A 14,277-nucleotide genomic window follows, 5' to 3' on the forward strand; every position below is an offset into this window, starting at 1 on the left:
ATGTGTATAAGAGACAGGAACCGGGCCCGGTGGCCGCCGCGGCGGCTCCCGCTCCGGCGGCTCCGGCCGCGCCACCGGCCACGATGCCCGCGGCCTTGAGTGAATACCCGGCGGCGAACCATCCGATGACCGCGACGGGCAGCAGCGCCGGAATCCCGGCGTTCACATGGTCCAGCTCGCCCGCGGCCACCCGGCACTTGGCGCAGGCGTCGAGGTGCTTGCGCAGCCCGCGCTCGGCCCGGGTCCGCAGGCCGCCCCGGGCGTGGGCGCCGAGCCGGTCGGCGTACTGCGCGCAGTCCCCGCCGGTCGTGAGCGCCTGGCTGACGTGGGCCTGGAGGTAGGCCTGCTTGAGCCCTTCGCGGGCGCGGCTGGCCAGGACGGCGGTGGCGTTGGCGGTGAGGCCGAACAGCGGGGCGATCTCGCTCGGCGACTCCTCCTCCACCGTGGTGTGCCACAGGACCGCCTGCCAGCGTTCCGGAAGGCTCCGGAACGCCTGCATCGCCATCGTCTGATCGGCCTCGCGCATCGCCAGCACGTCGGCGCCGAGGTCGAGGGTGTCGTCGTCGGAGAGCTCGGAGGAACGGGAGGCCTGGGCGGCGAACACCGCGAAGTCGTCGACCAGATGCTCACGCTTCGCGCTCTTCGTCCAGGCGGCGGCGACATGGCGGACGGCGGTCATCAGATAGGCCCGGACCGCTTCCGTCGGCCCTTTTCCGCCCCGTACGGCCTGGAGCGTGCGTGCGAACACCTCGGCCGTCAGGTCGTCGGCGGTGTGCGCGTCCCGACAGCAGCTGCGGGCGTAGCGCAGGACGGCGCCCGAATGCCGCAGGAACAGCTCCTCGTAGGCCCGGTCGTCGCCGGCGCGCATGTCCTCGATCAGCCGGGCGTCGGACCGCCCGAGCTCCGGTGCTCCGCTGCGGCCCGCGCGCTGCTGCGGAACCGCGTGCGCGCCGACCGGCCCGGTGGCGTCCTCGTCGGCGACGGCGGGCCACGGGCCGGGCAGGACGGTGCCGCCCTCGCCCGCACCTTCCGACGGGCCGCGCACAGCCTGGGTCGGCACCTGCCCGGCGGACAGCCCGTCCGCTTTCGTGTCCCTGTCGGCCGCTGCGGTCTCGCCGAGCGGCTCTTCCTGCTGCTCGTTACCGCTCATCGCGGAAGCCCCCGTTACACCCTCGGACCCGAATACCGGCCAAGACTGCCACATGGCTCAATCGCGCTGGCCCCTCGGCCTCGCCAACCACTCATCCGGGGCGTCTTCTCGAATGCGGGTACTAGAAGCCCTACTTTCGGGGAAAGAGTCTCCGCTGATTCGTCCCCCGGAACCGTCCCCCGTTCGCCCTCACCGGCCGCCCTCACCGGCCCCGCGTGCCCACCAACCGTGCCCCCCGTCCGCGCCGGAGCCGCGCATGCCCACCAACCGTGCCCCCGTCCGCGCCCGGCCGTCCGCGCCGGAGCCGCGCGTGCTCGTCCGATGAGCGACCGGACGAGCGACACGGGACGGCGCCGACACCGGACGACCGATGCGGGACGAGAGGGACGGGACGAGCGGAGCGGGACGAGTGGGGCCCGCGGCCCCGGACGTCACGCCGGACGCGACCGCAGACCCTCCAGCAGGATGTCCAGCAACCGGGCCGAAGCCGCCGCCTGCTGAGCGGCGTCCGGCAGCGAAGGAGCCGCCGTGGCGATGACCAGCAGCACATCGGCCACCGTCACATCCCGGCGCAGCTCACCGGAGTCCCGCGCCCGGTCCACCAGCCGCCCCACGACCTCCAGCAGCTCGACCGCGCCGGTGTCCTCACCGAGGCCGTCCAGCCCGTCGGTGCCGCCGGAGCTCCGGCCGACGACGCGGAAGTCGTCCTGGCCCACGCCCTGCCGCTGCTGCGGAACACGGGTCTCGTCCCCCGCGCCCGGAGCCGAGGCCGCCCCGGAAGCCGCCGGCACACCCGGCTCCTCCCCGTCGACCCCGACCCGCAGCACGTGCGGCGGCAGCAGCCTGCCCGCGCCCGACGCCACGGACGTACGCAGGAAGCGGGAGAGCGCCGACCAGGGCTTCTCCTCCTGCCCCAGCGCCGTACGCGCCTGCTCGGTCAGCCGGGAGGTCTCCTCCTCGGCTATCCGGCGCACCAGCACGTCCTTGCTCGGGAACCGCCGGTAGACGGTGCCCACGCCGACGCGCGCGCGACGCGCCACGTCCTCCATCGGAGCGCCGTAACCCAGCTCCCCGAACACCTCGCGAGCCGCCCGCAGCACGTGCTCCAGATTGCGCTGTGCGTCGACGCGCAACGGAGCCGAGCGCGGCGCGCTCGCGGTCCCCGCCGCTCCCACTGTCGCCGTTCCCGACGTCGTCGCCCCGCTCGGGGCGTGTCCGGCAGCGGCCGAACCCATCGCCGCGGCACTCACCGCCGCCGCGGAACGAACGGCGTCCGCCGAGCTCATGACGCCGAGCGCTCCCACGGAGCCGAGGCGTCCTTGGTCCTCGGACGCGCGCGAGAGCGCAGCCTGGCCATGCGTATCCTGAATATGCATAACTTCCCCCGGTTATGACGTCTCCCCCCGGAGACTTCCCGCCGTTTCAGTCGGGGAGCGGAGCACAACGAAATCCGCACCCGACACCCCGACGGGTTACGAACATAGTTGAGCCCGCGTCAATTCAGAAGGGGCTAGTTCCACATGGGACGCCGCCCGATCGGACCAGGATCCGATCGACGCCGGGACATCACCCCTCCACTCACCCCAGTTGTAGCGTCTGACCTGCGCGGCTGTCGCCCCTCACCTCCCACGCGCCCCGCGTGCCGTGGGGGAACCTCCAGTCACACAATTTGCCGGGCCTGTGGACAAACCACTGACTCCGTTGCGTCATGGGGTGGTGATGGCTCCAGATTCCCGGGGGACGACCCCCGGCACCCGGCCAGGTGTGCGCATTCTCGTCGTCGGCGGCGGCTACGTCGGGATGTACACAGCGCTGCGTCTTCAACGGAAGTTGAAGCAGAGACTGAAGAGCGGCGACGCCGAGATCGTGGTCGTCACGCCCGAGCCGTACATGACCTACCAGCCCTTCCTCCCCGAAGCGGCGGCCGGCTCGATCTCGCCGCGCCATGTGGTCGTGCCGCTGCGCCGCGTCCTGAACGACTGCACGATCGTCATCGGCGAGGCCCAGCGCGTCGACCACGCCAAACGGACCGCGACCGTCACCACCCTCGCCACCGGCGAGGACGGCACCGGAGCGCTGGAGATCGCCTACGACGAGATCGTCATCGCCCCCGGGTCCGTCTCGCGCACCCTGCCCATCCCCGGCCTCGCCGAATTCGGCATCGGTTTCAAGACCGTCGAGGAGGCCATCGGGCTGCGCAACCACGTCATCGAGCAGATGGACATCGCCTCCGCGACCCGCGACCCCGCGATCCGCGACGCCGCTCTCACCTTCGTCTTCGTCGGCGGCGGCTACGCGGGCGTGGAGGCGCTGGCCGAACTGGAGGACATGGCCCGCTACACGGCGCGCTACTACCACAACATCAAGCCGGCCGACCTGAAATGGATCCTGGTCGAGGCCTCCGGACGCATCCTTCCCGAGGTCGGCGAGGCCATGGGCACGTACGCCATCGGGGAGCTGCGCGGCCGGAACATCGACGTACGTCTCGACACCCGCCTCGACACCTGCGAGGACCGCGTCGCCGTCCTCAGTGACGGCTCCCGCTTCCCCACCCGCACCCTCGTGTGGACCGCGGGCGTCAAACCGGCCCCCCTGCTGGCCGCCACCGACCTGCCCCTCACCGAACGCGGCCGGCTCCGCTGTACCGCCACCCTCGGCGTCGAGGACACGCCGCACGCCTGGGCCGCCGGCGACGCCGCGGCCGTACCCGACCTGACGGCCCCCGAACCGGGCCGCGAGACCGCCCCCAACGCCCAGCACGCGGTGCGCCAGGCGAAGGTCCTCGCCGACAACGTCCTCGCCTCGGTCGACGGCCGGCCGCTCAGGGAGTACCGGCACGCGTACGCCGGATCGGTCGCCTCCCTCGGCCTGCACAAGGGCGTCGCCCACGTCTACGGCCGCAAGCTCAAGGGCTACCCCGCCTGGCTGATGCACCGTACGTACCACCTCAGCCGGGTCCCGACGTTCAACCGGAAGGCGCGCGTCCTTGCCGAATGGACCCTGTCCGGACTCTTCAAACGTGAGATCGTCTCCCTCGGTTCGCTGGAGCACCCCCGCGCCGAGTTCGAACTCGCGGCGGGAGGCGGCTCGGGCGCCGCGGGGCTCCCCGGCCCCGCCCGCCGCCCGAAGGGTCTCGAAGAACCCCCGGACGACCGCCGGACGGACAACTGACAGACAGCTGACAGGCAACGGGCGGACAACTGACGGGCGACCGACGGGGCGACCGGCACGGCCCCGGCCGGGCAGCCGGCCCAGGCTCCGACCGCACATCCGACCGAGTCCGGCACCGGACCGATCGAGGGTCGGAACGGCGGCCGGGCGGCAACTGTCAGTACGGTCGGTCACACTGGACGTGTGACGATAGGTGGGCCCACACCTGCACAGAGTGACCCGGTCGGCAGTGACCAACAGTGACCAGCAGCGACGCACCGACCGCACGACGAGGCCCGGCTGCGCCTTCCCGGGGGCACGGCCCCCGGTGCTCCCGAACACGGCAGAAGAAGCAGCCCGCCCGAGCGGACCAGACCGACACACGAGGCCAGAAATACCGTGAACTTCACGCGTTGGAGCGCCCGCCTTCCCGGAACACAGCGCCGAGCCGCCGCGCGGGACGACCGTAGTTCCGTGCCGCCGGCCCGAGCCGAATACGCCGGGGCGGACGGCTCGCCCGCCCTGCCGGACGACGCCTCCCCGGCGCCTTCCGGCCCCGCCTCGACGGAGGCACTCCCCGGGCCCGCCCTCGACGACCTCTCCGCCCGGGAGATCCTCGGCCGGCTCCCCGCCCCCGTCGCCCTGCTGCACGGCCCGGACCACCGGATCGCGTACGTCAACGACGCGTACGAGGCCGCGTTCGGCCCCCGCCCGTCCGGTGTTCCCGCGGCCGAGGCCATGCCCGAGCTCGCCCAGCTCAGCGTGGTGCCGCTGCTCGACCAGGTCCTGCGCAGCGGCACCGCCCGTACGGTCAAGTCCCGCAGGACCGCCGGGGGCGGTTCGTACACCGTGACCTGCACCCCGGTCGCCGCCTGGGGCCACACGGAGTACGAGGAAGACAAGGGAGACAGGGGAGACAGGGCAGACAGGGGAGACGGCAGGGGAGGGGACAGAGGAGAGGGCAAGGGAGAAGGCGGCGTCCTCGTCTACGCCGCCGACGTCACCGACCACGCCGAGGCCGCGGAACGCCTGCGCACCAGCGAGCGCCGCCACCGCGAAACAGCCGTCACCCTCCAGCGCTCCCTGCTCCCGCAGGAGCTGGAACAGCCCGACGACCTCCGCATCGCCGCCACCTACCAGCCCGGCGGAACCGACGCCGCGGTGGGCGGCGACTGGTACGACGTCATCACCCTCGGCGCGGGCCGCACCGCCCTGGTCATCGGCGACGTGATGGGCCGCGGGGTCCGGGCCGCCGCCGTGATGGGCCAGCTCCGCACCGCCGTCCGCGCCTACGCCCGGCTCGACCTCCCGCCGCACGAGGTGATCCAGCTGCTGGACGGCCTCGCCGCCGAGATCGACGCCAGCCAGATCGCGACCTGCGTCTACGCCGTCCATGATCCGAACGAGGGGCAGCTCGTCTACGCCTCCGCCGGGCACCTCCCGATCCTCGTCCGCGACGAGGACGGCACCGTCCACCGTGCCGCCGAACCCACCGGCCCCCCGCTCGGCACCGGTGGCTGGGTCCACACCTCGGGCACCATCGCGCTGCCACCCGGCTCCACCGCGGTCCTTTATACGGACGGCCTGGTCGAACGGCGCAGCGAGGACATCGACGAGGGCGTCGCCTCACTGGCCCGCGCCCTCTCGGGCGCCAAGGGAACACCGCAGGTGGTCTGCGACCGGCTGATCCGCTCCCTCGGCGTGACCGCCGAGCACGACGACGACGTGGCGGTCCTGGTGGTCCAGCACCCCGCCCGTACAGGAACGAACGCGGAGCTGTTCCACAACGCCGCGCTCGATCTCCTCGGCGGCATCGAGGCCGCCCCGCGCGCCCGCGCCTTCGCCACCGGGGTCCTGACCTCGTGGCGCTTCCCCGTCGAACTCCGCGACCTGGGCGTCCTCGCCACCAGCGAACTGGTCGCGAACTCCCTCCAGCACGGCACCCCGCCGATGCGCCTGGGACTGCGTCGTACGGACCGCCGGCTGATCATCGAGGTCACCGACGGCGACGACCACCTGCCGCGCCGCCGCCAGGCCGAACCGGCGGACGAGGCGGGACGCGGCATCTCGATCATCGCCTCGATCGCCACCTCGTGGGGCAGCCGCCGCACGCCGGGCGGCGGCAAGGCGGTCTGGTGCGAGTTCGCCCTCCCGCGGTGAGCAGGGCGTTCCTCGGCGACCGGCTCAGCGACCGGCGGAGGCAGACGCCGTGGTAGCGGCCGTGGCGGAGGCCGAGGGAGACGCGGACCCGGTTGCCCCGGTCTCCGCGCCTTCTCCGCCCTCGGGCAGCGACACCGCCACCACCCGGGACGGGATGCCGGCGAGCGACGGCTGGTCCTGTACGGGGGTGAGCCGACGGCCCAGCCGCAGCGCGAGCACCGTGATGCCCAGCGAGAACAGCACGAAGGTCACGATGTACGGGCCGTGCAGCGACGCCCCCATCGGCCCGCCGACGGCCGGACCGACCGCGAGCGCGAGCTGCTTGCACAGGGCGAACGCCGAGTTGTACTGCCCGACCATCGACTCCGGCGCCAGATCGGCGACCAGGGGGGCGACGGTCGGCGACAGCATCGCCTCACCCAGCCCGAACAGCGCGTACGTCGAGATGAACGCGGCCGTCGCCATGGTCTGGCTGCCATGGCCCAGCCCCGCGTACCCCGCCACGATCCAGGCGAACGCCCAGATCAGGCCGACCGCGGCGATGACCCGGCTGCGCCGCCGCCGCTCCACGAGCCGCAGCACGACGAACTGCGCCACGACGATGACCGCGGTGTTGGCGGCCAGCGCGAAACCGAGGGTGGAGGGCTCGATCCCGGCGGCCTCCGTGCCGTACGCGGCCAGGCCGGACTCGAACTGCCCGTAGCAGGCGAAGAACAGCACGAACCCCAGCACGCACAGCTGCACCATGGCCCGGTGCGAGAGCAGCGCCCGCAGCCCGCCCTTGGCGGCGGACCCGTCCCCCGGGCGGGTCCCGCCGAGCGAAGCCGGACGAGGCATCCGCACGGTCGTCACCACGACGCCGAGCACCACGAACATCACGGCCTCGATCAGGAAGAGCATCGTGAAGCTCGCCGGACGGCTCACGTCCACCAGCTGCCCGCCGACGAGCCCGCCGAGGCCGAGCCCCAGGTTCTGCAGGAAGAACTGCGTGGCGAAGGCCCGCGTACGGGTCGCGGTGCTGGAACACCACACCAGCATCGTGGCGAGGGCCGGCTGCATGACGGCGGTGCCCGCGCCCAGGACGGCGGCGGACAGCACGGCGGCCGGAACACTGCTCGCGAACCCCAGGGCCGCCGCGCCGACAGAGGCCAGAACGGAGGCCACCACCAGCACGGGCAACGGGCCCCGCCGGTCGATGGCCCGCCCGGTGAACGGCAGAACGGCCAGCGCCGCCATCGCGAAGGCGGCCAGGACGACTCCCGCCGTCCCGGCGCCCAGATCCCGTACCTGCGCCACGTAGACGTACAGATACGGAACGGTGAACCCGAGCCCGAACGCGCTCAGCGCGCTGCCCAGCTGGATCCGCCGCAGCGCTGCGCCCATCTCCCTGGTCACACTCACCTACCTCAAGAACTCGAAGGCCTCGAGCGCGGAGCATCGAGACCTGACACGAAGAAATCAGACTCGAAGACTTTAGCACTAAAGTTAGAAGGTGAAAACTACAGGCTGAAGGACTTCAACGAGGGTGGGGGCGTGCCATACTGCCCGCCATGTCTGAGAGCACCGAGGAGCCCGGCCCCAGCGAGCCGAGCCTCGACGAACAGATCGCCGCCTACCAGCGCGAGTTCCGCGACCTCGACCCCCAGGTCGAACAGGTCGTCTCCGCACTGGGCCGTCTGAACCGCCGGATGAACGTCGCGTACGGGAGGCAGGTCGCCGCGCTCGGCATCAGCAACGCCGAGTGGGAGGTGCTCAAGACGCTGGTCCTGTCGGGCGCCCCCTACCGCCTGGGCCCCGGCGAACTGGCGAAGCGCCTCGGCCTCACCCCGGCCGCCATGACCCACCGCGTCGACCGGATGGCCGGCGAGGGCCTGGTCACCCGTGACCGCGACGAGAACAACCGGGTCCGCGTCATCGTCGAGCTGACCGACGAGGGCCGTACGAAGTGGCTCGAGGCGATGCGCATGGCGACCGACTTCGAGGAGGACCTCCTCCAGGACCTGTCCGGCGACGAACGCGGCGTCCTCGGCGAACTGCTGGTCCGCCTCCTGCGCCGTGTGGAACACGCCCAGCCGGACGCCGGCGGCCGGCTCACCGACCTGGACTGAAGGCCAGCCCGGCGGCCTTGCGGAGGCCACCGGGGGAGGGTTGACACACCCCTGGTGGATCCGTAAAGTTCTCCGAGTTGTCACGGAGCCGGAACGGTTCCGAGGCAGCCACTCCCGCCGCGAACGCGGCAACCAAACTTCAGCACGATCTCCCACTCGGGATGATTTCGGCATGCCGGAATTCATTGCGAAGGCCCGATTATGAGCCGCCGGGAGAATCCGCTAGAGTTTGAGCGTCGGAACGGCCCAACAGCCGGGAAGACAAGCCCCGCTGACTGGGAATCAGGCCCGAAAGGATCCGAAAGAGTCTGATAGAGTCGGAAACGCAGGACAGCAAGACAAAGCAGTAAACGAAGGGAAGCGCCCGGAGGGCCCCGGTGAAACGGGACCGAAGGAAGCGTCCGTTCCTTGAGAACTCAACAGCGTGCCAAAAGTCAACGCCAGATATGTTGATACCCCGGCCTGCTTCGGCAGGTTGGTGGTTCCTTTGAAAGTCCTGTCGTTCCGCTCCTTGTGGGTGGCGGCAGGCAAGAACACAGCGAGGACGCTGAGAACAACGGGTCTTATTCCGACCGGTTGTTCCGCTCTCGTGATGTGTGCACCCGATTACGGGTAAACATTCACGGAGAGTTTGATCCTGGCTCAGGACGAACGCTGGCGGCGTGCTTAACACATGCAAGTCGAACGATGAAGCCCTTCGGGGTGGATTAGTGGCGAACGGGTGAGTAACACGTGGGCAATCTGCCCTTCACTCTGGGACAAGCCCTGGAAACGGGGTCTAATACCGGATAACACTCTGTCCCGCATGGGACGGGGTTAAAAGCTCCGGCGGTGAAGGATGAGCCCGCGGCCTATCAGCTTGTTGGTGGGGTAATGGCCTACCAAGGCGACGACGGGTAGCCGGCCTGAGAGGGCGACCGGCCACACTGGGACTGAGACACGGCCCAGACTCCTACGGGAGGCAGCAGTGGGGAATATTGCACAATGGGCGAAAGCCTGATGCAGCGACGCCGCGTGAGGGATGACGGCCTTCGGGTTGTAAACCTCTTTCAGCAGGGAAGAAGCGAAAGTGACGGTACCTGCAGAAGAAGCGCCGGCTAACTACGTGCCAGCAGCCGCGGTAATACGTAGGGCGCAAGCGTTGTCCGGAATTATTGGGCGTAAAGAGCTCGTAGGCGGCTTGTCACGTCGGATGTGAAAGCCCGGGGCTTAACCCCGGGTCTGCATTCGATACGGGCTAGCTAGAGTGTGGTAGGGGAGATCGGAATTCCTGGTGTAGCGGTGAAATGCGCAGATATCAGGAGGAACACCGGTGGCGAAGGCGGATCTCTGGGCCATTACTGACGCTGAGGAGCGAAAGCGTGGGGAGCGAACAGGATTAGATACCCTGGTAGTCCACGCCGTAAACGTTGGGAACTAGGTGTTGGCGACATTCCACGTCGTCGGTGCCGCAGCTAACGCATTAAGTTCCCCGCCTGGGGAGTACGGCCGCAAGGCTAAAACTCAAAGGAATTGACGGGGGCCCGCACAAGCAGCGGAGCATGTGGCTTAATTCGACGCAACGCGAAGAACCTTACCAAGGCTTGACATATACCGGAAAGCATCAGAGATGGTGCCCCCCTTGTGGTCGGTATACAGGTGGTGCATGGCTGTCGTCAGCTCGTGTCGTGAGATGTTGGGTTAAGTCCCGCAACGAGCGCAACCCTTGTTCTGTGTTGCCAGCATGCCCTTCGGGGTGATGGGGACTCACAGGAGACTGCCGGGGTCAACTCGGAGGAAGGTGGGGACGACGTCAAGTCATCATGCCCCTTATGTCTTGGGCTGCACACGTGCTACAATGGCCGGTACAATGAGCTGCGATGCCGCGAGGCGGAGCGAATCTCAAAAAGCCGGTCTCAGTTCGGATTGGGGTCTGCAACTCGACCCCATGAAGTCGGAGTTGCTAGTAATCGCAGATCAGCATTGCTGCGGTGAATACGTTCCCGGGCCTTGTACACACCGCCCGTCACGTCACGAAAGTCGGTAACACCCGAAGCCGGTGGCCCAACCCCTTGTGGGAGGGAGCTGTCGAAGGTGGGACTGGCGATTGGGACGAAGTCGTAACAAGGTAGCCGTACCGGAAGGTGCGGCTGGATCACCTCCTTTCTAAGGAGCANGGAGGGAGCTGTCGAAGGTGGGACTGGCGATTGGGACGAAGTCGTAACAAGGTAGCCGTACCGGAAGGTGCGGCTGGATCACCTCCTTTCTAAGGAGCACTTCTTACCAGGCTTCGGTTTGGTCAGAGGCCAGTACACCGGCGAATGTTCGGTGCTGGTTGCTCATGGGTGGAACGTTGACTATTCGGCACGACAGGTTGATCACGGCTAGTACTGCTCTTCGGGGCGTGGAACGTGGTGAGAGATCGGTTGTGCCGGGCACGTTGTTGGGTGTCTGAGGGTACGGGCTCGTGTGAGTCTGTCCTTCGGTTGCCGGCCCCAGTGAACTCGCCCTGTAGGGGTGGGGTGATGGGTGGCTGGTCGTTGTTTGAGAACTGCACAGTGGACGCGAGCATCTGTGGCCAAGTTTTTAAGGGCGCACGGTGGATGCCTTGGCACCAGGAACCGATGAAGGACGTGGGAGGCCACGATAGTCCCCGGGGAGCTGTCAACCAAGCTTTGATCCGGGGGTTTCCGAATGGGGAAACCCGGCAGTCGTCATGGGCTGTCACCCGCTGCTGAACACATAGGCAGTGTGGAGGGAACGAGGGGAAGTGAAACATCTCAGTACCCTCAGGAAGAGAAAACAACCGTGATTCCGGGAGTAGTGGCGAGCGAAACTGGATGAGGCCAAACCGTATGCGTGTGATACCCGGCAGGGGTTGCGCATGCGGGGTTGTGGGATCTCTTTTTCACGGTCTGCCGGCTGTGAGACGAGTCAGAAACCGTTGGTGTAGGCGAAGGACATGCGAAAGGTCCGGCGTAGAGGGTAAGACCCCCGTAGCTGAAACATCAACGGCTCGTTTAAGAGACACCCAAGTAGCACGGGGCCCGAGAAATCCCGTGTGAATCTGGCGGGACCACCCGCTAAGCCTAAATATTCCCTGGTGACCGATAGCGGATAGTACCGTGAGGGAATGGTGAAAAGTACCGCGGGAGCGGAGTGAAATAGTACCTGAAACCGTGTGCCTACAAGCCGTGGGAGCGTCGCTGTATGTGCTTGCACATGCAGTCGTGACTGCGTGCCTTTTGAAGAATGAGCCTGCGAGTTAGCGGTGTGTAGCGAGGTTAACCCGTGTGGGGAAGCCGTAGCGAAAGCGAGTCCGAACAGGGCGATTGAGTTGCACGCTCTAGACCCGAAGCGGAGTGATCTAGCCATGGGCAGGTTGAAGCGGAGGTAAGACTTCGTGGAGGACCGAACCCACCAGGGTTGAAAACCTGGGGGATGACCTGTGGTTAGGGGTGAAAGGCCAATCAAACTCCGTGATAGCTGGTTCTCCCCGAAATGCATTTAGGTGCAGCGTCGTGTGTTTCTTGCCGGAGGTAGAGCACTGGATAGGCGATGGGCCCTACCGGGTTACTGACCTTAGCCAAACTCCGAATGCCGGTAAGTGAGAGCACGGCAGTGAGACTGTGGGGGATAAGCTCCATGGTCGAGAGGGAAACAGCCCAGAGCATCGACTAAGGCCCCTAAGCGTACGCTAAGTGGGAAAGGATGTGGAGTCGCAGAGACAACCAGGAGGTTGGCTTAGAAGCAGCCACCCTTGAAAGAGTGCGTAATAGCTCACTGGTCAAGTGATTCCGCGCCGACAATGTAGCGGGGCTCAAGCGTACCGCCGAAGTCGTGTCATTCATACACATAGGGCCAACGCCCGTATGGATGGGTAGGGGAGCGTCGTGTGCCGGGTGAAGCAGCCGCGGAAGCGAGTTGTGGACGGTTCACGAGTGAGAATGCAGGCATGAGTAGCGATACACACGTGAGAAACGTGTGCGCCGATTGACTAAGGGTTCCTGGGTCAAGCTGATCTGCCCAGGGTAAGTCGGGACCTAAGGCGAGGCCGACAGGCGTAGTCGATGGACAACCGGTTGATATTCCGGTACCCGCTTTGAAACGCCCAGTACTGAATCAGGCGATGCTAAGTCCGTGAAGCCGGCCCGATCTCTTCGGAGTTGAGGGTAGTGGTGGAGCCGATGAACCAGACTTGTAGTAGGTAAGCGATGGGGTGACGCAGGAAGGTAGTCCAGCCCGGGCGGTGGTTGTCCCGGGGTAAGGGTGTAGCCCGTGTGGTAGGTAAATCCGTCACACATACAGGGTGAGACCTGATGCCGAGCCGATTGTGGTGAAGTGGATGATCCTATGCTGTCGAGAAAAGCCTCTAGCGAGTTTCATGGCGGCCCGTACCCTAAACCGACTCAGGTGGTCAGGTAGAGAATACCGAGGCGTTCGGGTGAACTATGGTTAAGGAACTCGGCAAAATGCCCCCGTAACTTCGGGAGAAGGGGGGCCATCACTGGTGATAGCACTTGCTGCTTGAGCTGGGGGTGGCCGCAGAGACCAGCGAGAAGCGACTGTTTACTAAAAACACAGGTCCGTGCGAAGCCGTAAGGCGATGTATACGGACTGACGCCTGCCCGGTGCTGGAACGTTAAGGGGACCGGTTAGCTGCTTTTCGGAGTGGCGAAGCTGAGAACTTAAGCGCCAGTAAACGGCGGTGGTAACTATAACCATCCTAAGGTAGCGAAATTCCTTGTCGGGTAAGTTCCGACCTGCACGAATGGCGTAACGACTTCTCGACTGTCTCAACCATAGGCCCGGTGAAATTGCACTACGAGTAAAGATGCTCGTTTCGCGCAGCAGGACGGAAAGACCCCGGGACCTTTACTATAGTTTGATATTGGTGTTCGGTTCGGCTTGTGTAGGATAGGTGGGAGACTTTGAAGCGGCCACGCCAGTGGTTGTGGAGTCGTCGTTGAAATACCACTCTGGTCGTGCTGGATGTCTAACCTGGGTCCGTGATCCGGATCAGGGACAGTGTCTGATGGGTAGTTTAACTGGGGCGGTTGCCTCCTAAAGAGTAACGGAGGCGCCCAAAGGTTCCCTCAGCCTGGTTGGCAATCAGGTGTTGAGTGTAAGTGCACAAGGGAGCTTGACTGTGAGACCGACGGGTCGAGCAGGGACGAAAGTCGGGACTAGTGATCCGGCAGTGGCTTGTGGAAGCGCTGTCGCTCAACGGATAAAAGGTACCCCGGGGATAACAGGCTGATCTTCCCCAAGAGTCCATATCGACGGGATGGTTTGGCACCTCGATGTCGGCTCGTCGCATCCTGGGGCTGGAGTCGGTCCCAAGGGTTGGGCTGTTCGCCCATTAAAGCGGTACGCGAGCTGGGTTTAGAACGTCGTGAGACAGTTCGGTCCCTATCCGCTGCGCGCGCAGGAATATTGAGAAGGGCTGTCCCTAGTACGAGAGGACCGGGACGGACGAACCTCTGGTGTGCCAGTTGTCCTGCCAAGGGCATGGCTGGTTGGCTACGTTCGGAAAGGATAACCGCTGAAAGCATCTAAGCGGGAAGCCTGCTTCGAGATGAGTATTCCCACCCTCTTGAAGGGTTAAGGCTCCCAGTAGACGACTGGGTTGATAGGCCAGATGTGGAAGCCCTGTAAGGGGTGGAGCTGACTGGTACTAATAGGCCGAGGGCTTGTCCTCAGTTGCTCGCGTCCACTGTGTTAGTTCTG

At 66.4% G+C, this 14,277-nt stretch carries 6 protein-coding genes and 2 rRNA genes; 5 read left to right on the plus strand and 3 right to left on the minus strand.

All coding sequences use genetic code 11. The annotated features are described in order from the left end of the window. Both CR470_RS15395 and CR470_RS15400 read right to left on the minus strand, forming a co-directional pair. On the minus strand, positions 1–1,150 hold a 1,150-nt coding region (locus CR470_RS15395), incomplete at its 3' end, for a sigma-70 family RNA polymerase sigma factor (RefSeq protein WP_143663812.1). 431 nt (positions 1,151–1,581) lie between these two features. Next, positions 1,582–2,436, minus strand: a complete 855-nt coding sequence (locus tag CR470_RS15400) for a TetR/AcrR family transcriptional regulator (RefSeq protein WP_441350779.1) — start codon at positions 2,434–2,436, stop codon at positions 1,582–1,584. Between the two features lie 433 nt (positions 2,437–2,869). On the opposite strand from CR470_RS15400, the gene CR470_RS15405 reads away from it, so the two are divergent. Then, on the plus strand, positions 2,870–4,321 hold the full coding sequence (locus tag CR470_RS15405) for an NAD(P)/FAD-dependent oxidoreductase (RefSeq protein ID WP_373561415.1): 1,452 nt from the start codon (positions 2,870–2,872) through the stop codon (positions 4,319–4,321). A gap of 378 nt (positions 4,322–4,699) precedes the next feature. After that, complete coding sequence (locus CR470_RS15410; protein WP_097868167.1) at positions 4,700–6,460, plus strand: ATP-binding SpoIIE family protein phosphatase; 1,761 nt, start codon at positions 4,700–4,702, stop codon at positions 6,458–6,460. Between the two features lie 24 nt (positions 6,461–6,484). Here the strand turns inward: CR470_RS15410 and CR470_RS15415 are convergent, their stop codons facing one another. Then, positions 6,485–7,843, minus strand: coding sequence for an MFS transporter (locus tag CR470_RS15415; RefSeq protein ID WP_097868174.1), 1,359 nt, complete (start codon positions 7,841–7,843; stop codon positions 6,485–6,487). 167 nt (positions 7,844–8,010) lie between these two features. Between CR470_RS15415 and CR470_RS15420 the strand changes: the two genes are divergently transcribed. From CR470_RS15420 to CR470_RS15435, 3 genes are all read left to right on the plus strand, one after another. Beyond that, positions 8,011–8,568, plus strand: coding sequence for a MarR family winged helix-turn-helix transcriptional regulator (locus CR470_RS15420; RefSeq protein ID WP_097868168.1), 558 nt, complete (start codon positions 8,011–8,013; stop codon positions 8,566–8,568). 619 nt (positions 8,569–9,187) lie between these two features. Continuing rightward, positions 9,188–10,713: ribosomal RNA gene (locus CR470_RS15430) — 16S ribosomal RNA — on the plus strand. A gap of 410 nt (positions 10,714–11,123) precedes the next feature. Next, a 23S ribosomal RNA gene (locus tag CR470_RS15435) occupies positions 11,124–14,248 on the plus strand. The 16S and 23S rRNA genes sit together here, the layout of an rRNA operon. The last annotated feature ends 29 nt before the right edge of the window (positions 14,249–14,277 follow it).

Origin of the sequence: Streptomyces sp. rh34 (genome assembly GCF_002551245.1) — a bacterium.
In the GTDB taxonomy this organism is placed as follows: Bacteria; Actinomycetota; Actinomycetes; order Streptomycetales; family Streptomycetaceae; genus Streptomyces.

Excerpts from the sequence above, each read along its gene's own strand:
- CR470_RS15405 (WP_373561415.1), top strand. The coding sequence starts at position 2,870 with ATGGCTCCAGATTCCCGGGGGACGACCCCCGGCACCCGGCCAGGTGTG.
- CR470_RS15400 (WP_441350779.1), bottom strand. The coding sequence starts at position 2,436 with ATGAGCTCGGCGGACGCCGTTCGTTCCGCGGCGGCGGTGAGTGCCGCG.
- CR470_RS15415 (WP_097868174.1), bottom strand. The coding sequence starts at position 7,843 with ATGGGCGCAGCGCTGCGGCGGATCCAGCTGGGCAGCGCGCTGAGCGCG.
- CR470_RS15420 (WP_097868168.1), top strand. The coding sequence starts at position 8,011 with ATGTCTGAGAGCACCGAGGAGCCCGGCCCCAGCGAGCCGAGCCTCGAC.